Below are 16,228 nucleotides of genomic sequence, written 5' to 3' on the forward strand. Positions count from 1 at the left end.
GTGGGAGGGATGGAAATTTTCCGGGACGATATCTGGGGAAGGCTCCGGTTTCCCTTTCAAGCAGATCACCAATTTTACAAAAAACATCGCCTCTACGATTTCCCCCACCGGAAATATAAATCCCGAATCTTCAATGCCATCTTGATTCTTCTCACGAAGATACCTTCCCTGAGAAAAGAGATCCATCGCAAAAGATTGAAGGAAGAGATGGTCAAGCCTCTTTAACAGATGATCCGAAGGATCGCATAATAATAACGACATAATGGCGTTGTCCTCGCGGGGGACGATGCGACGATACTATCTCAAGGGATTGGCACGCCCTTCGGGCTAACCAGGAGGGCCGTAGGAAGTGTCATTGCGAGGAGTATCGCGACGAAGCAATCTCAACATGAAAATCCCATGGGTGGCCGTAGGGTGATTTCGGGGGATTGCTTCGCTACGCTCGCAATGACATAAGAAATAGGGTTGCTCGCAATGACAGAAGAAAAAGGCTCGCCCGCAATGATAGATGAAAAACCCCCCAAATGACAGAAAAGATGGTCAAAATGAATGTAAAAACAATGAGTTCGTTTGCCTTCGCCATAGAATCAAGGTGAGAGGAAACGGGAAAAAGCGGTTGACTCTTGGCCCAGAATTTTATAGATTATCCTAAAGGAGTCTGAGGGTTATGGGAAACCTCATCCCACCTACTTCTCCCCCCCGATTGTTCATCCTGATCTTTCTCTTTCTCATCGTCAGTATCGGAACGGGAGGATACCTCTATTACGAGAATCAGAGAAACGAGACCAAAAAAGAGATACAGAATAACCTCTTGGCGATTGCAGATCTAAAGGTCAAGCAGGTCGCGAGCTGGCGCCAGGCGCGCCTGAGCGATGCCGAAGTTCTCTTCGAGAATTATCTGTTCCTCCAACAATTACGGCGATGGCTAACGTCTCAAGAGAATTCGGGATTGATGGAAGAGATCCTCGCCTGGATGTCCTCGTTCAGGGGTCGTTACGATTATAGCAGCGTTTTTCTTCTCGATGAGAAAGGAAGGGTTCGCCTTTATAGCTCCGAAGCCTTTGACGAGGTGGGTTCCTACGTCCTTCCCTTTATCCATCAGAGCATTCATACGAGAAAGGTTACCTGGGTGGACCTCTACCGTGAAAGAGAGAGCGGCCACATTCATCTTGATATTCTGATCCCCCTTGTCCCCAGAGAACCCGATGGACTCCCCTCAGGGGTTCTATTGCTCCGGATCAATCCCTATCACTTCCTCTACACCTACATCCAGTCCTGGCCCATCCCAAGTTCTACCGCCGAAACCCTTCTCGTCCGTAGGGAGGGAACAGATGTCCTCTTTCTGAACGAACTCCGGCACCAAAAAGAGACCGCCCTTTCCCTTCGGCTTCCCATCGTCGGAAGACAGACAGTGGCTGGGAAAGCGGTGCAAGGCATGGAGGGGGTGATCGAGGAGGTCGATTATCGGGGAGAGAAAGTCCTTGCCGCTATGCGTCCTATTCCAGGCTCTCCATGGTATCTTATCGCGAAAGTCGATCAGGAGGAAATCTACGCCCCTATCCGTGAACAAGCCCTCTGGGTCACTCTCTTTGTCGTCCTCTTTACCCTTTTCGTTGGAGGCTTACTCGGGCTCGTCTGGCGGAATCAGGCCGCGAGGTTTTATCGAAGACAGGTGGAGATCGAAACCCAGCGCCAGGCCCTTCTCAAGCATTTCGAATACCTGACCAAATATGCAAACGATATCATCCTCATGTGGGATGAAGGTTACAAAATCCTTGAGGCGAACGAGAAGGCCTTAGAATCCTACGGATACTCAAGGGAAGAGATGATGGGGATGGACGTTAGGCAACTGAGGGCCCCGGAGGAGAGGACCTCCCTGGAGGCCCAGATCAGACAGTTAAACGAGACGAAAGGACTGATGGTGCAGACGGTCCATCAAAGAAAAGATGGGGACACCTTTCCGGTCGAGGCAAGCCTCCGTCTAATCGAAGTGGAGGGGAGGAGGTTCTATCAGAGCATCGTTCGGGACATCACGGAAAGGAAACAGGCGGAAGAGCAGCGGGAGAAGCTGATCCAGGAGCTTCAGAAGGCCCTCGGGGAGGTCAAGACCTTAAGCGGATTGCTCCCGATCTGCGCCTCCTGCAAGAAGATTCGCGACGACAAGGGATACTGGAACCAGATCGAAAGCTATATCATGAAACATTCCCAAGCTCAATTCAGCCATAGCCTCTGTCCGGAGTGCCTCCGAAAACTTTATCCAGAACTCAATGGTGAGGAGGATGCAACCTTCCCCCCTCCCTCTCCCGAGACCTCCTCGCCCCAGAAGGGATCATGAAATTTGTCGTCCACGAACATCATGCGAAGCGCCTCCATTATGACTTTCGCCTCGAAATCGGAGGGGTTCTTAAATCCTGGGCGATCCCAAAAGGGCCATCGATGAACCCATCGGACAAGAGGCTGGCCCTCATGGTCGAAGACCATCTCCTCGAATATGGAGACTTCGAAGGGATCATCCCCCAGGGCCTTTATGGCGCGGGCCCGGTGGTCATCTGGGATTCCGGAGCATTCGAGCCGGAGGGCGATCCCGAGGCGGGGCTGAAACAGGGGAAGCTCCGGTTCACCTTAAAGGGAAAGAAGTTAACGGGCGGTTTCTCCCTGGTCCGGATGAGGGGGACGGAGAAAGACTGGCTTCTCATCAAAGCAAACGACGCCTCCGCTCAAAAAGACTGGGTGTTAAAGGAGGCGCTCACCCCCAGCAAAAAGAAACAGCTGCGAGAAAAGATTCCACCCTGCCAAACCTCATGACCCCAAGGTTTTACAATCCTTAAAGGGACCGAACCTTTATCCGTTTGACAACGAGCCGGGCTCGGTCATATAAACTATTCAGATAAGCCCTATGGATAAGCCGAAACCCAAGCGGATCCTCATCGTCGATGACGAGCCCGACACTGTCGAGATGATCGCGACTCTTCTGGGGCTGGAGGGCTACCAGGTCTTTTCGGCCTTTTCTGGTGAAGAGGCCATGAGGTTTCTCCAGAAGGAACGGCAGAGGTCCCTGGACGAGGGGCCGGTTGATCTGATCCTTCTCGATGTCATGTTGGGCGATGTGGATGGAAGACAACTCTGTCAGAGGATCAAAGAGGATGAGGTGATGCGGTTTATCCCCGTGATCATCCTGACCGTTCGGTCGAGCCTTCAAGATAAGCTCGAGGGACTCAGCCTCGGCGCGGATGATTATCTGACCAAGCCTTTCATCAACGAGGAACTCTTGGCCAAGGTGCGGGTCATGCTCCGCATCAAGGACCTTCATGACGAACTGAGAAGGGAGCGGAACAAGAACATCCTCCTCACCCAGGCCCTCGAGAAACGATACAGTTACGAGAACATCATCGGCAAAAACAGCAAGATGCAGGAGATCTTTGAGCTGATCTCCGATATTTCCGGCACCGATTCCACGGTCTTGATCCAGGGGGAGAGCGGCACGGGCAAGGAACTCATCGCCAGGGCCATCCATTTTAACAGCCTGAGAAAGGACAAGCCTTTTGTCATTGCCAACTGTTCGGCCTACTCCCAGAACCTTCTCGAAAGCGAACTCTTTGGACATGAGAAGGGGGCGTTTACCGGGGCCATTCGCCGAAAGATCGGGAGATTTGAGCTGGCCCATGGGGGAACGATCTTCCTGGACGAAATTGGCGAGATCTCACCCCCGACCCAAATCCTCCTCCTGCGCGTTTTGCAAGACCACCGGTTTGAGCGGGTGGGCGGCGAGGAGACCCTTGAGGTGGACGTGAGGGTCATCGCTGCCACCAATAAAAATTTGACCGAGGCCTTGAAGAAGGGAACGTTTCGGGAAGACCTATATTATCGGCTCAATGTAATCCCCATCTTCGTCCCGCCTCTTCGCGAGCGGAAAGACGATATCCCGTTGCTCGCCCATCACTTCCTGAAAAAGTTTTCCCAGGAGAAGGCCAAACCCATTGTCGATTTTTCCCCCGAGGTCATGGAGATCTTTTTGGCACATTCCTGGCCAGGCAACGTAAGGGAGCTGGAGAATGTCATCGAGCATGCGGTCATCATCGCCAAAAAGGAGGTCATCACACCGAAGGATCTCCCGAGGAATTTACTGCAACACTCGATTGATAGCGGAGAGCCTGTTACCCTTGAGGATTTTGAAAAAAACCTGATCCTGAAGACGTTGAAAGAGATGGGCTGGAATAAACATAAAGCTGCGAAAAAATTGAATATTACCCGATCCACCCTCTACGGCAAGATAAGAAAGTATGGGCTTTTAAAAGATGGAAACTGAACCAGGGGTGTCTAAAATTAGACAATAATTTAACTAATTGATTTTTAAAAATTAATTTAATGTTAAGACGGCTTTGGCATGATTTTGTGTCCGAAATTAAACAGGGCCATATTTTTACAGCCAAACCCTGAGGTTTTGGCCTCCCCGATATGTTTCTGGATGGTCAATGAATGGAACATCTCTGGATTTCGATCCCCTTAGAAGAGGAGGGATTTAGCTTTTTAATTTATTGAATTTATTAAAAATTTAACCTAAACGTCAAAAGTCATTCCGAACCCACCCTTTTTCCTGCCCGATCGGATAAATCGTTTCTGTTCGGATAAGCGCTCCTTACCTGAAAAAATTTGTTAAACTTTTTGGTATGTTTATTGCTAATTTTTCTTTTTTGAAGGAGGCAAACATGAAGTGCATGCGTTGCGGTGGCGTCATGGTCTACGAGAAGTTCTTCGGTATCTCCGAGGACTTCTTCGGTTGGAGATGCATCTTCTGTGGCGAGATCGTGGATAACGTTATCATCGAAAATCGCCGCGAGCAGAGGAAACGTTAGCTCCCTCTTTAGAGGATATTTCAAAAAAAATCGCTCTAAAGTGGGGGTAAACGGTGAAAGGGAAGGTCTGCATCGTCGATCATGATTTGGCCAATAGAGGGTTTTTAAGGGAATGTCTCGAAAGGGATGGTTATGAAGTTTTGGTTTTGGAAAGCGGCTCCCAGGTAAAGACCCTTTTAACACAAGAGCCCCTCAAGGTCTTCATTCTCAACATAGATACCCCTGGTGTGCGTGAAAAGGCGCTCCTGCTCGACCTGAAAAAACTAAGGCAGGTCAGAACGCTTCTGATCGTTTCAGAAAGGGGAGATCCGTTTCTCAAAGAGGCCATCGATCTGGGGGTTTATGGCTTTATCTATAAGCCCTTTGATCCGATGGAGATCTGCACCATGGTCAGTCACCTCCTCAAGTAAAGGATTGCCTCTGCAATGGGAAGAGAACAGGCAAGTCCCTCCTCTTGGGAAGCGTTGTGGCGGGAGGTGCCGGAATTCCCCGGGACCCAGGCGCTTGGTTTCGAGCACAAACCCCTCCTGACCCACCTCTTTCGTACCTACCCCCCTCTCATCTCTGAATTTACCTTCACCAACCTTTTCATCTGGCGGCAGGCCTACCGGATTCAACTCTCCCGCTACAGAGGGTTTCTCTGCCTCCTCGCCGAGAAAGGAGGTTCCTCTTTTTTCTTCCCCCCCATCGGAGAGGGGGATCTGGTCGATTGCTGCCGAATGCTGCTGCGGACGATGGCGGGGCAAGGGAGGGTGGCCCAAATCGCCCGCGTCCCTGAGAAGACGCTTTCCCTTTTCGATTGGGAGGCCGAGGGTTTCGCCCTCGAATATGATCGAGACAACTCGGATTATGTTTACTCTGTGGAGGACCTGGTCTACCTGCGGGGGAGGAAGTATCACCGGAAAAGAAACCATATCAAGCGCTTTAAAGAACAGTACCCTCATCAATATGTCCCTCTGACCCCTGATCTGATCTCGCAATGTCTGGACCTTCAGGCAAGCTGGTGTGACCTCAAACATTGCGAGGCCGATCCGGGTCTGAGCCAGGAATTCCTTGCGATCAAGGAGGCCTTGGCCCATTTTGAGGCCTTGGAGATCCAAGGCGGAGCGATCCTGATCGACGGGAAGGTCGAGGCCTTCACCTTAGGCGAGCCCCTCAACCCGGACACGGTCGTCATCCACATCGAGAAGGCCAACCCCGCCTTTGACGGGCTCTACCCCGCCCTCAACCAGGCGTTTTTAGAGCACCAATGGACCTCCTTCACCTACGTCAACCGGGAACAGGATTTAGGGGAGGAGGGGTTGAGAAGGGCCAAGGAATCCTATTTCCCTCATCATATGGTTCATAAGTATTCCCTGTCGCTGAAAGGGTAAACAGGCAGAAGGATTGAAAGGAGATCTCCATGGAGAAGAAACGGATCAAAGTCAAAACCTTTACGACGGAATTGAGGATATTCAAGACGATCAAAGAGATAAAGGCCTTGGATGAGGAGGTCAACCGGTTTCTCGAAAAGAACCGGATCAAGAATGTCATCTCCGTCAGTGACACGACCACCACGGACAACACCGGCGCCACCATCGGGCTGATACGGGTCTTGACCTACGAAGCCTGATCCTCCCTCCCAATGGGCTGACGAAAAAAGCAAAGAAAGTTTTTTAAAAACATGTTAAAATTTCGTCTAACCCCGTTTCGACGAAAAGGGAGATGTTCGATGGATCGTCTGGAAACGCTTCAAGGGAGGAAATGGCGATGACCCGGTGGGAATATGAGATCACCCTCCACCAAATCCCCGAAACCCCTCAAGCTAGCCAAGAACAGGTCATCCAATGCGACCAGGACGGTCTGTGTTTCGTCCACGACACCTTCCGGTCCGGCATCCAATGGCTTGAGACCCTATTCAAAAAGAGGGGCGAGGAGGGATGGGAGCTGGTGCAATCCGGTTACCACCGGCGAGAACTCCTGTGCATATGGAAGAAACCCCGCAATCCCGCGAAGGCGGATTGAAGGCGTTCATCCTCTCCCGTCTCGAAGCGGAGGGGCCTGTCCCTTTTGCTCAATTCATGGAATGGTGTCTATATCACCCCCAATATGGATATTACCGGTCAGGCCAGGTCAGAGCGGGGAAGGGGGGGGATTATTATACAGCCCCCTGTGTCCATCCCCTTTTCGGAGGAATGGTTGCAAGACAGCTCTCCCAGATGGCCGATGGGATGGGCCAGGGACCTTTTGAGGTACTCGAGATCGGAGGGGGCAGGGGGTTTCTCTGTCTGGATATCTTAACGTGGGCCCGGGAGAAGATTCCGGAGTTCTTCCGTCGTCTTCGCTATCTTCTCCTTGAAACGAATTCCCATCTCATAGAGGAGCAGCGGGATCGCCTCTCCTCTTTTGAAAAAGAGGGGCGGGTCGCTTGGATCGATCCCGAAACTTTCGAAAAGGGAGTCCATCGCCTCACCGGCTGCGTGCTCTCCAACGAACTGATAGACGCCTTTCCGGTTCATCGAGTGGTGATGGAGGGGGGCCGCTTGAAAGAGATTTACGTCACCCAAGATCGAGGCGAATTGAAGGAAGTGTTGGGCGAACCCTCTGACCCGGCCCTCCTGACCTACTTTGATTCCTTAGGGATTCGTCTGCCGGAGGGGTATCGGACGGAGGTCAATCTCAGGGCGCTCCGCTGGATGGAGAACGTCGGCCGGTTTCTCGATAGGGGCTTCGTCCTGACGATCGATTATGGTTACTTGGCGGAAGAACGCTATGCCCCCCATCGCTGTCACGGGACGCTGCTCGGTTACTTTCGACATCGAACTTCGTCCAATCCTTACCAGCATCTGGGGGAACAGGATCTCACCTCCCATGTCAATTTTACCGACCTCATCCGAAAGGGAGAGGAGGTGGGCCTCCGTTTCCTCGGCCTCGTCCCGCAATACCGGTTTCTCATCGCCCTCGGCATACTCCAGGAAGCCGACTTCCTCGGACAGGATCTCTCGAATCTGGAGGGATTGAAGATGAGGCTCTCCCTGATGCATTTGATCGAACCTGAAGCAGGGATGGGGGAGAGTTATCAGGTGTTGATCCAGGGGAAGGGGGTGGGGCAACCCCACCTCGATGGATTGAGAGACCTCGAGACCATTCCCTGGCCGGATTTGTCTCCAGATGTCCCCCTTCGCTCCCCAAAGCCGATCACGCCAGAAAGGGGTTCCCCGTGAAGGTCCTGGGAATCTTCGGAAGTCCGAGAAGGGGAGGGAATACCGAGCTCCTGCTGGAGGAGACCTTGAAGGCCGCGGAAGGAGAAGGGGCGGAGGTGGATCGTCTCTATATCGTCGACTATGTCATCACCCCCTGTACGGAGTGTCACGGATGCGATGAAACCGGCCATTGCGTCATCCTGGACGACATGGAGAAGATCTATCCCAGACTGATCGATTCGGATGTCATCGTCCTGGCTTCGCCCATCTTCTTTTACGGGGTGACGGCCTGGGTCAAGGCCCTGATCGACCGCTCCCAGGCCCTCTGGGCGAGGAAGTATCTCACCCAAGATCCGGGCCTCGGGAAGGAGGGAAGGAGGAGGAAGGGGTTTTTCATCTCCGTGGGTGCAACCAAAGGGAAGAGGGTTTTCGAGGGGGCCATCCTCACAGTTAAATATTTCTTCGATACCTTCAATGCGGAGTATGCAGGGGAGCTTCTCTTTCGAGGGGTTGACGGAAAAGGCGAGATCCTCAAATACCCCGAAGCCCTTCAGCAGGCCTTTGAAGCCGGAAGGCGTCTGGTCCGAGATCGATGAAGCCTCGTCTCAATGTCCTTTGGAATGAAGATTACTGCAAACGCTGTATCCTCTGCGTGGAGGTCTGTCCTGTCGGCGTCCTCTCTCTGGAACGGGATGAGATCGTCGAGAAACCGGGATGTATCCGGTGCTATCAGTGCGAACGCTATTGTCCCGACATCGCCATCGAGGTGATGGAAGAGGCAAGATGAGACAACTCCTTTCAGGAAATGACGGGATCTTCCGGGGAGCCCTCCGGGCAGGGGCGACCTACTTCGCGGGCTACCCGATCACGCCCACCTCCGAGATCCTCCAACAGGCGGCCCTTCGGGCCGAGGAGGATCCGGAATTTAAGTTCTTTCAGGCAGAGGACGAGATCGCCGCCGCCATTGCCACCATCTCAGCCTCTCTTGCAGGCGCCAAGTCCTTCACGGCCACCTCGGGACCCGGATTTTCTCTCATGCAGGAGGCGATTGGATGGGGCCATGCAGTGGAGGCGCCCTGCGTCATTGTCAATTCGATGAGGGTGGGGCCGTCGACGGGAATGCCCACCCAGCCGGCCCAGTCCGACCTGCTCCAGATCAAAGGGGGGAGCGCCGGAGACTATTACCCGATCGCCTTTTATCCCAATTCCGTTGAAGAGGCCTTCAGACTGACGGTCATCGCCTTCAATGCCGCAGAGGAGTCCCTCTCTCCGGTGGTCCTTCTTTCCGATGCCTTCCTGTCCCATCTTTATGAGGTTGTGGATCTGGAGGCCATCGAGATCGAAGTGGCTTCCCGTAGGAAAGAACCCCTGGGCCGGGGCCAGAGGCTCTTTACCGGAACGGCTCACGACCGGATGGGAAACGTGAAGACGAACGACCCAGAGGCCTACCGGGATTGGCTGGGTGATCTGAAGGCAAGACATCTCAAGGTCGCCGAAAAGTATCCCCTCTTCGAATACCTACCCCGTCAGGATTCGGATACCTTGCTCATCGCCTTCGGGATCACCTCGAGGATCCTCTCCCCCTTGAAAGAACGCTTCTCCCTCTTCAGACCGGTTCGAATCTATCCCGTCCTGGAAAAGGAATTGAGGGAGGTGACCGAACCTTACCGACACGTCATCGTCATCGAAGGCAACGATGGACAGTATGCCTCCTGGGTGGAATGGGCCACCGGTCGGAGGGTGATGCGGGTTGCGTGCCTGGGAGGGGGGTTCAGACTTCGTTGGATCACCGCTCAGATCGAGGAGCGATTGAAGGGAAGATGATCGATCGGTCTTATAAAGAGCTTCTGAAATTGAGACGGTTTCCCCATACCTGGTGTCCGGGGTGCGGGATCGGCGCGGTTTTGAAGAACGTCGCGATGGGCTTGAAAGAGCTGGGCTGGGACCATCGAAATACGGTGGTGGTCTCCGGGATCGGATGTTCGGGGAGGATGGGCGGGTATATGAACCTCGATGCGGTCCATACGCCCCATGGAAGGGCCCTCATCGCTGCGGAGGCCATCAAAAGGGTCCGGCCCGATCTGAACGTCATCGTGCTTTCGGGAGATGGTGACCTTGCCAGCATCGGCGGAAATCATCTCCTCCATGTGTCAAGGAGAAATCCGAATATCACCGTCTTCTGCAACGACAACGAGATCTATGGGTTGACGGGCGGCCAGGCCGGGCCCACCACCCCCAGAGGGACGAAGACCATCACCTCCCCCCGTGGAGAACCCTTCTCCCCCCTCCGCCTGAATCGCCTCCTGACAAGCCAGGCCCCCTATTTCTATGCCAGGACCACCGTCTATCATCTCAACCATTTCAAGACCTGCATCCGGGAAGCCTTGCTCTGGGAGGGATTTAGCTTCGTCGACATCATCAGCGACTGCATCGAACTCAACGGAAGGAGACTGGGATTCAAAACGGCCTTTCAGATGTTTAAATGGTTCGAAGAACGGTTCCACATCGTCGAAGGGGCGAGAGATCGCTTGGGAGACGACGAGCTCGGGATCGCCAAAAAGGCGAGGGAGGTCGAGGCCGAGGTAAAGCCCGAGGAAAAGGTGGAGGAAAGAAAGGAGATTCCGGAAAAGGACCTTAGGGGATTTAGCTTAGAGGAACTCCGGGAGTTCGATGGAACCCAGGGAAGGCCCATCTATGTCGGTTATAAGGGAAAGGTCTACGATCTTTCATCGAGTCCCCTTTTTCAGGGGGAGAAGAGGATGCGGTGCCACCTCGCGGGTCAGGACCTGACCCACGAGATCGACCTTGCGCCCCATGGGGAGGAGCTGATTTTCAGATTTCCTGTTGTCGGGAGGCTGAAAGAGGGATAAGTCGAGGCCAAACAATACCCCCCCGCTCTCCCTCTTCAATAACGAGGGGCTCGGGAGGTTGTGATCTTTGGGGTATTGGAAGACAAGAAGAGCGAAGTCTCAGGAAGGTTGAAGGGAAGACGGGAATGAAACGGATCGTTTTTGCAGGCATCGGCGGTCAATCGGTCAGGGTCATCTCCCATGTCTTGGCCATGGCCCTGAAGGAATTGGGTTATGAGGTGGCCCTCCTCTACGACTACGACTCCTCCATCCGGAACCAGAGGATCTCGGCCTACCTCACCTATGACCGGAAACCGATCGAAAATCCGTTGATCGAGGAGGCGGACATCCTCATTCGCCTCCACCAGAGGGGGGACCAACTCATCGCCCAGAAGACGATCTGCGACACGGGACTCTGTTCGGATGAAGAAATCCCCTTCGGAATGATGGGGATCGAAAAATTCGGCCAGGCCATTTTCGGCAACATGATCGCCCTGGGGCGTCTCTTCCGGTTGATCGAACTCGACATCAGCCACATCGAACTCGAGAAACTTCTGCCTCGTTCGTACGTGAAGGAGAACTTGAAGGCCATCCAAATGGGTTATGACCTCAACCTGTATGAAGATTGATTGTCTCATCCGGAGAAAAAGGGGTGAGGGGGAAGAAAGGAGGTGATCCGCGTGACCCAATGGCAATGTACCAATTGCGGCTATACCTTCGGAGCCGAGACCACGCCTGAAAGGTGCCCATCCTGTCAACAGGCCTGTACCTTCAACAACGTGACCTGTTATATTCCGGACTGCGGGGGGCCTGGAAATATCGATCCCAGGTTGATGGGCAAACAGGAGAAACCGGTTAAGGAATAGTCTTCCCGCTCCCTTGGGAGATTTTTCCTTAGGATGAGCGCTTCGGCAAAAGCGGTCAAACCCTACGGGTCTGTCCTGAGACGCTACTCGATGGGTTTCCGCAGAGGGGAAGCCGGCCTTTGGGAAGGAGTCTTTTCTTCCCTTGACGGCAGCCCCCAGAGGACACGCAAGGAGAAATCTAACGACCTCGAGAGAGGCCCTCCTTTTTGAGGGGGCCGAAGGGATAAAGGATCGTTTTAGAGAGGAGGATCCCCATGAGGCTCAAAGGGAAAAAGGTGGTGATCCTGGCCGAAAATCTCTATCAGGACCTTGAGTTATGGGTTCCCTATTATCGGTTGAAAGAGGAGGGGGCCGAAGTGATACTCGTGGGCTCCGGTAGTTCACGCTCCTACACGAGCAAGTATGGGTACCCGGTGGAGGTGGATCGGGAGGCAAGAGAGATCGACGTCTCGCAGATCGACGGGGTGGTCGTCCCGGGAGGCTATGCCCCGGATCTGATGAGGCGATACCCCGAAATGGTTCGGATCGTCCGGGAGGCGTTTGAGAAAGGAAAGGTGGTCGCGGCGATCTGCCATGCGGGCTGGATGCTCGTCTCGGCCGGCATTTTAAAAGGGAAAAAGGCCACGGGTTTTTTTGCGATCAAGGATGACCTCATCAACGCAGGGGCAGAGTATGTGGATGCTGAGGTCGTCCGGGATGGAAACCTCATCACCTCGAGAAAGCCCGACGATCTCCCCGCCTTCTGCCGGGAGATGATCGAGGCCCTGTCTCGGTAGGTTCATTTTTAAGCAAGAAAGGGGCATGAGCGATGTTGAAAGAGAGTTATGCATGTCAACACTGTGGTGCGGAGGCGGACATCACCCTCGAAGGGTTTGACCGGGTGGAGGATGTCCTCCGGAGGGCCAAACGAGGGGTCTGCAAGGCCTGCGGGAAGGAGGTGGAGATCGAACCTCACGATGAAAGCACCTTCGCCTGCCAGAATTGCGGGGCCGAAGCGGATATGACGCTGGAAGGATTCGACAGCGTCGAGGACGTCCTCAAAAGGGAGAAGGGGCTCATCTGCCAGACCTGCGGGAGGGAGGTCCACTGGACCGACCGGGAGGATTTGAAGGCGATCAAGGTCGCCATGGAAGCGGAGAAGGAGGCCCACCAGGCCTATGCCAAAGCGGCCAAGGGGACGAGGGATCCCAAGGGGAGAGATATGTTCCAGCAGCTGGCCGAGTTCGAGCTGAACCACTTTCAGAAGCTGAAGGCCCTGCTCCAATCCCTGGAGGAGAAGGGGGAGTGGATTCCTTATGAGGGAACCCACCTGAAGATCAGGAAGATCGCCTTGGTACCTGACCTTCCAGAGAAAGAGGATCTCACCGAATTGGATGCCCTGAAGATGGCCATCCAGGAGGAGAAAAAGGCGCAACACTATTATCGAACCCTGGCGGAGTTGACGAGAGACCCCAAGGGAAAAGAGATGTACCGAAGGCTGGCCGAAGAGGAGGCCCTGCACGAGAAGGTCCTCAACGATCAATACTACAGCCTTCACAACAAGGGGATCTGGAGCTGGGGCGACTGACCGATCCCGCAAGGGTCCCCCGCCCCCATAGGGGAAAGGAACGGCGGAAACAGCCAGGGGCCTTTCTTTTTCAGGGATGGAAGATAGGAAGATCGAAGGTCCAACGAAACTTACCATCGACATCGAAGGCATTCACTGCGCCGATTGCGCCCTCAACATCGAACGATCCATCGAACACCTGCCCGGGGTTCTCTCCGCGGAGGTGAGTTATGTCCTCTCCTCGGCCACCATCTATTACGATCCCCACCGGGTGGAGGAGGAGAAGATCAAAAGGGCGATCACCAAGCCCGGTTATGTGGTCAGGGACTCGATCGCCCAGCGGACGAAGGCCTTCTGGAAAGAGATGAGGCCTTTCTTCTTCATGGCCTCCTGTGGCGCGACGCTGGGGGCCTCCTATCTTTCCGGATGGCTCCATCTCGGAACGGCCAATCTCCCCACGTTGCTCGCCCTCGCTGCCTCGATCCTGGGTGGGTATCCGATTTTGAAGAGTGCCATCAAGGCCCTCCTGATCCCCGACCTAAACGTCGATACCCTCGTCTCCATTGCCGCCATAGCCGCCACCGCGGTGGGGGCCTATCAGGAGGCGGCCACGGTCCTCTTCATCATGCTCCTCGGCGAATTCCTGGAGCACCTCACGGTGGGAAGGACGAGGAAGGCGATCACCTCCCTGATCCAGTTGACACCGAAGACGGCCTGGGTCAGGAGGGGAGGGGAGGAGGTCCAGGTGCCGGTGGAGGAGGTGAAACCGAAGGAGATCGTCATCGTCAAGCCCGGTGAGAGAATTCCCGTAGACGGCACGATCATCTCAGGGTGCGGCTCGGTCAACCAATCGATGCTCACCGGAGAATCCAGTCCTGTTGACAAAGGGGTGGGCGATCGGGTCTATTGTGGGACGATCAACGAGGCGGGCTCTTGCGAGATCGAGGCGAGCCAGGTCTCCGAAGATACCAAGCTCGCCCAGATCAAAAGGTTGATCCTCGAGGCCCAGAGGGAGAAGTCCCCGACCCAGAGGGTGATGGACCGGTTTGCCCGATACTTCATCCCAGCCATCCTGGGCATCGCCCTTGTCACGTTTCTGGCGACGGGGGAGATCGTCCGGGCCATCACGGTTCTGATCGTGGCCTGCCCCTGTGCCTTAGTCCTGGGCCCTCCGACCGCTGTGGTGGCTGCCATCGGGCATGCGGCCAGACAAGGCATCTTGATCAAGGGGGGGACCTACCTCGAGCAGATGGGCAGGATAAAGACCCTCCTCCTGGACAAGACCGGCACCCTCACTTATGGGAAGCCGAGGGTGGTGGAGGTCGTCGGATGGGAGGGGTTGGATGAGCGAGAGGTCCTCTACTGGGCTGCCGTCGCGGAGAAACGTTCTGAACATCCCCTGGCCCGGGCTATCGAAAGAAAAGCGCAGGAGATGGGTCTCCCCATTCCCCACCCCGATACGTTCGAAAATTTCAGGGGGAAGGGGGTGAAGGCCAGTTTCGGTAAAAAGAGCCTCCTTGTGGGCAGTGCTCCGTTCTTGCAAGAGGAGAAGGTCAGCCTTCCTCCTCGAGCCGCCGAGATGATCGGTCAACGAGAATCGGAGGGGGCGACGGTCCTGCTGGTATCGCTCGATCACCGATTCATCGGCCTGATCGCCATCTCCGATACCCTGAGGGAGAACGTTAAGGAAACCATCGAGTGGATTCGCAGGGAAGGGATCTCCGAGATCTGGATGCTCACGGGGGACAGCCCCCGGGTAGCCGAACGGATCGGGAAGGAGCTGGGGATCGGATTCGAAGCAAACCTCCTGCCCGAGGAGAAGGTCGTGAAGGTGAAGGCGTGGAAGAAGAGGGGGAAAGGGGTGGCCATGGTCGGTGACGGGGTGAACGATGCGCCCGCTTTGGCGGCGGCGGACGTGGGCATCGCCATGGGGGCTGGGGGGACGGACGTGGCCATTGAAACGGCCGACATCGCCCTCATGACGGACGAACTGGAGAAGATCCCCACCGCGGTTCGCCTCTCCCGGAAGGCCCTCCGGGTGATCAAGGAGAATATCGCCTTTGCCCTCCTCTTCAATACCCTGCTGGTCTTCCTCTCGGCCCAGGGATGGGTGAGCATGATCCTTGGAGCGCTCTTTCACCAGGCCAGTTCCCTGGTGGTCATCCTGAATTCGATGAGGCTTCTCCGGAAACCTCGATGAGGGGCGAAACCTTTTTTGCATTTGACCCGGGCGACTCGTTTCTATTACAATGGGGGCAATTTCCCTCTGGAAAGGAGGTCCTCCCATGGAAGAGGGGAGATTTAGGGAAATCCTGCAATTTGCGATCGACAAGGAAGTGGAGGCCTTCCAGTTTTACACCCAGGCCAGCCAGCAGGCGAGATACTCCGGCGGGAAGGAGCTTTTTATGTCTCTGGCGAAGGAAGAGGAGGGGCACCGAAAGCTCTTGGAAAATTTGAATATGGAGAAGATCGCCCAGAAACGGATTGAGCAGGTCCCAGACCTTCACATCAGCGATTACATGGTGGAGGTGGCACTGACCCCGGACCTCTCCTATGCGGACATCCTTCGGATCGCCATGAAACGGGAAGAGAAGTCCCTCAAACTCTATACGGATATGAAGGAGTCCCACACGGATGAGGCATTGAAGAAGCTCTTTGAGTTTCTGGCAAGCGAGGAGGCCAAACATAAACTGAGGCTGGAGAAGATCTACGATGACGAGATCCTGAGGTAATCCCCGAGCATTTCCCCCCTCTACCCAAATAGATTCCGATCATTCATGCCCCAGGACAAAGGCAAACGAGATCAGGGGGGTTAGCGTCCTTGCGGGGGAGGCGGGGCAATCCCCCGAAATCACCCCACGGTCACTCAGCGGAGGGTCTTGGCCAGATGGCTTCGTCGCGGTGCTCCTGGTCTTAGAGATTGAGATTTGAG

The 16,228-nt window shown here is 54.7% G+C and carries 19 protein-coding genes and 1 pseudogene; all 20 read left to right on the forward strand.

The genetic code is table 11. The annotated features are described in order from the left end of the window. The first annotated feature begins 9 nt into the window (after positions 1 to 9). A complete protein-coding gene (locus tag N3G78_08115; GenBank protein ID MCX8117878.1) occupies positions 10 to 225 on the forward strand; it encodes a hypothetical protein in 216 nt (71 codons plus the stop codon). Positions 226 to 667: 442 nt separating this feature from the next. Then, positions 668 to 2,335 (forward strand): PAS domain S-box protein, encoded by a 1,668-nt coding sequence (locus tag N3G78_08120; protein ID MCX8117879.1) that lies wholly within the window; start codon positions 668 to 670, stop codon positions 2,333 to 2,335. Beyond that, positions 2,326 to 2,721, forward strand: a pseudogene (locus N3G78_08125) (ATP-dependent DNA ligase). Before N3G78_08120 ends, N3G78_08125 begins: the two are co-directional and overlap by 10 nt. Positions 2,722 to 2,896: 175 nt before the next feature. Continuing rightward, on the forward strand, positions 2,897 to 4,306 hold the full coding sequence (locus N3G78_08130) for a sigma-54 dependent transcriptional regulator (protein ID MCX8117880.1): 1,410 nt from the start codon (positions 2,897 to 2,899) through the stop codon (positions 4,304 to 4,306). A gap of 400 nt (positions 4,307 to 4,706) precedes the next feature. Further along, positions 4,707 to 4,853 (forward strand): hypothetical protein, encoded by a 147-nt coding sequence (locus N3G78_08135; protein ID MCX8117881.1) that lies wholly within the window; start codon positions 4,707 to 4,709, stop codon positions 4,851 to 4,853. Positions 4,854 to 4,906: 53 nt separating this feature from the next. Continuing rightward, positions 4,907 to 5,263 carry a response regulator gene (locus N3G78_08140; protein ID MCX8117882.1) on the forward strand — a complete coding sequence of 119 codons (357 nt, stop codon included), beginning with the start codon at positions 4,907 to 4,909 and terminating at the stop codon, positions 5,261 to 5,263. 15 nt (positions 5,264 to 5,278) lie between these two features. Further along, positions 5,279 to 6,226 (forward strand): phosphatidylglycerol lysyltransferase domain-containing protein, encoded by a 948-nt coding sequence (locus tag N3G78_08145; protein ID MCX8117883.1) that lies wholly within the window; start codon positions 5,279 to 5,281, stop codon positions 6,224 to 6,226. Positions 6,227 to 6,255: 29 nt separating this feature from the next. Further along, positions 6,256 to 6,465, forward strand: coding sequence for a hypothetical protein (locus tag N3G78_08150; protein ID MCX8117884.1), 210 nt, complete (start codon positions 6,256 to 6,258; stop codon positions 6,463 to 6,465). Positions 6,466 to 6,602: 137 nt separating this feature from the next. Next, a complete protein-coding gene (locus N3G78_08155; protein MCX8117885.1) occupies positions 6,603 to 6,857 on the forward strand; it encodes a hypothetical protein in 255 nt (84 codons plus the stop codon). Continuing rightward, positions 6,854 to 8,056 carry an SAM-dependent methyltransferase gene (locus tag N3G78_08160; GenBank protein MCX8117886.1) on the forward strand — a complete coding sequence of 401 codons (1,203 nt, stop codon included), beginning with the start codon at positions 6,854 to 6,856 and terminating at the stop codon, positions 8,054 to 8,056. Before N3G78_08155 ends, N3G78_08160 begins: the two co-directional genes overlap by 4 nt. Beyond that, positions 8,053 to 8,631: a flavodoxin family protein gene (locus N3G78_08165; protein ID MCX8117887.1), complete on the forward strand. Its 579-nt coding sequence runs from the start codon at positions 8,053 to 8,055 to the stop codon at positions 8,629 to 8,631. The genes N3G78_08160 and N3G78_08165 overlap by 4 nt, the downstream gene beginning before the upstream one ends. Next, on the forward strand, positions 8,628 to 8,822 hold the full coding sequence (locus N3G78_08170; protein MCX8117888.1) for a 4Fe-4S binding protein: 195 nt from the start codon (positions 8,628 to 8,630) through the stop codon (positions 8,820 to 8,822). The genes N3G78_08165 and N3G78_08170 overlap by 4 nt, the downstream gene beginning before the upstream one ends. Beyond that, positions 8,819 to 9,859, forward strand: coding sequence for a 2-oxoacid:acceptor oxidoreductase subunit alpha (locus N3G78_08175; protein MCX8117889.1), 1,041 nt, complete (start codon positions 8,819 to 8,821; stop codon positions 9,857 to 9,859). The genes N3G78_08170 and N3G78_08175 overlap by 4 nt, the downstream gene beginning before the upstream one ends. After that, complete coding sequence (locus tag N3G78_08180; protein ID MCX8117890.1) at positions 9,856 to 10,905, forward strand: thiamine pyrophosphate-dependent enzyme; 1,050 nt, start codon at positions 9,856 to 9,858, stop codon at positions 10,903 to 10,905. The genes N3G78_08175 and N3G78_08180 overlap by 4 nt, the downstream gene beginning before the upstream one ends. 125 nt (positions 10,906 to 11,030) lie before the next feature. Continuing rightward, on the forward strand, positions 11,031 to 11,513 hold the full coding sequence (locus N3G78_08185) for a 2-oxoacid:acceptor oxidoreductase family protein (protein MCX8117891.1): 483 nt from the start codon (positions 11,031 to 11,033) through the stop codon (positions 11,511 to 11,513). A gap of 51 nt (positions 11,514 to 11,564) precedes the next feature. Continuing rightward, positions 11,565 to 11,750 (forward strand): hypothetical protein, encoded by a 186-nt coding sequence (locus tag N3G78_08190; GenBank protein ID MCX8117892.1) that lies wholly within the window; start codon positions 11,565 to 11,567, stop codon positions 11,748 to 11,750. 254 nt (positions 11,751 to 12,004) lie between these two features. Further along, the gene (locus tag N3G78_08195; protein MCX8117893.1) at positions 12,005 to 12,526 is read left to right on the forward strand and encodes a type 1 glutamine amidotransferase; all 522 of its coding nucleotides are present in this window, start codon (positions 12,005 to 12,007) and stop codon (positions 12,524 to 12,526) included. 32 nt (positions 12,527 to 12,558) lie between these two features. After that, positions 12,559 to 13,317, forward strand: a complete 759-nt coding sequence (locus N3G78_08200; GenBank protein ID MCX8117894.1) for a ferritin family protein — start codon at positions 12,559 to 12,561, stop codon at positions 13,315 to 13,317. A gap of 76 nt (positions 13,318 to 13,393) precedes the next feature. Then, positions 13,394 to 15,496, forward strand: a complete 2,103-nt coding sequence (locus N3G78_08205) for a cation-translocating P-type ATPase (GenBank protein MCX8117895.1) — start codon at positions 13,394 to 13,396, stop codon at positions 15,494 to 15,496. Positions 15,497 to 15,581: 85 nt separating this feature from the next. Further along, complete coding sequence (locus tag N3G78_08210; GenBank protein ID MCX8117896.1) at positions 15,582 to 16,028, forward strand: ferritin family protein; 447 nt, start codon at positions 15,582 to 15,584, stop codon at positions 16,026 to 16,028. Positions 16,029 to 16,228: the final 200 nt, after the last annotated feature.

Source organism: Thermodesulfobacteriota bacterium (genome assembly GCA_026415035.1).
GTDB lineage: Bacteria > Desulfobacterota > BSN033 > BSN033 > UBA1163 > RBG-16-49-23.

Bases quoted from the DNA above. Each gene is read 5' to 3' on its own strand.
- N3G78_08115 (MCX8117878.1), top strand. From the start codon at position 10: ATGGAAATTTTCCGGGACGATATCTGGGGAAGGCTCCGGTTTCCCTTT.
- N3G78_08120 (MCX8117879.1), top strand. From the start codon at position 668: ATGGGAAACCTCATCCCACCTACTTCTCCCCCCCGATTGTTCATCCTG.
- N3G78_08130 (MCX8117880.1), top strand. From the start codon at position 2,897: ATGGATAAGCCGAAACCCAAGCGGATCCTCATCGTCGATGACGAGCCC.
- N3G78_08135 (MCX8117881.1), top strand. From the start codon at position 4,707: ATGAAGTGCATGCGTTGCGGTGGCGTCATGGTCTACGAGAAGTTCTTC.
- N3G78_08145 (MCX8117883.1), top strand. From the start codon at position 5,279: ATGGGAAGAGAACAGGCAAGTCCCTCCTCTTGGGAAGCGTTGTGGCGG.
- N3G78_08150 (MCX8117884.1), top strand. From the start codon at position 6,256: ATGGAGAAGAAACGGATCAAAGTCAAAACCTTTACGACGGAATTGAGG.
- N3G78_08155 (MCX8117885.1), top strand. From the start codon at position 6,603: ATGACCCGGTGGGAATATGAGATCACCCTCCACCAAATCCCCGAAACC.
- N3G78_08170 (MCX8117888.1), top strand. From the start codon at position 8,628: ATGAAGCCTCGTCTCAATGTCCTTTGGAATGAAGATTACTGCAAACGC.
- N3G78_08175 (MCX8117889.1), top strand. From the start codon at position 8,819: ATGAGACAACTCCTTTCAGGAAATGACGGGATCTTCCGGGGAGCCCTC.
- N3G78_08180 (MCX8117890.1), top strand. From the start codon at position 9,856: ATGATCGATCGGTCTTATAAAGAGCTTCTGAAATTGAGACGGTTTCCC.
- N3G78_08185 (MCX8117891.1), top strand. From the start codon at position 11,031: ATGAAACGGATCGTTTTTGCAGGCATCGGCGGTCAATCGGTCAGGGTC.
- N3G78_08195 (MCX8117893.1), top strand. From the start codon at position 12,005: ATGAGGCTCAAAGGGAAAAAGGTGGTGATCCTGGCCGAAAATCTCTAT.
- N3G78_08200 (MCX8117894.1), top strand. From the start codon at position 12,559: ATGTTGAAAGAGAGTTATGCATGTCAACACTGTGGTGCGGAGGCGGAC.
- N3G78_08205 (MCX8117895.1), top strand. From the start codon at position 13,394: ATGGAAGATAGGAAGATCGAAGGTCCAACGAAACTTACCATCGACATC.
- N3G78_08210 (MCX8117896.1), top strand. From the start codon at position 15,582: ATGGAAGAGGGGAGATTTAGGGAAATCCTGCAATTTGCGATCGACAAG.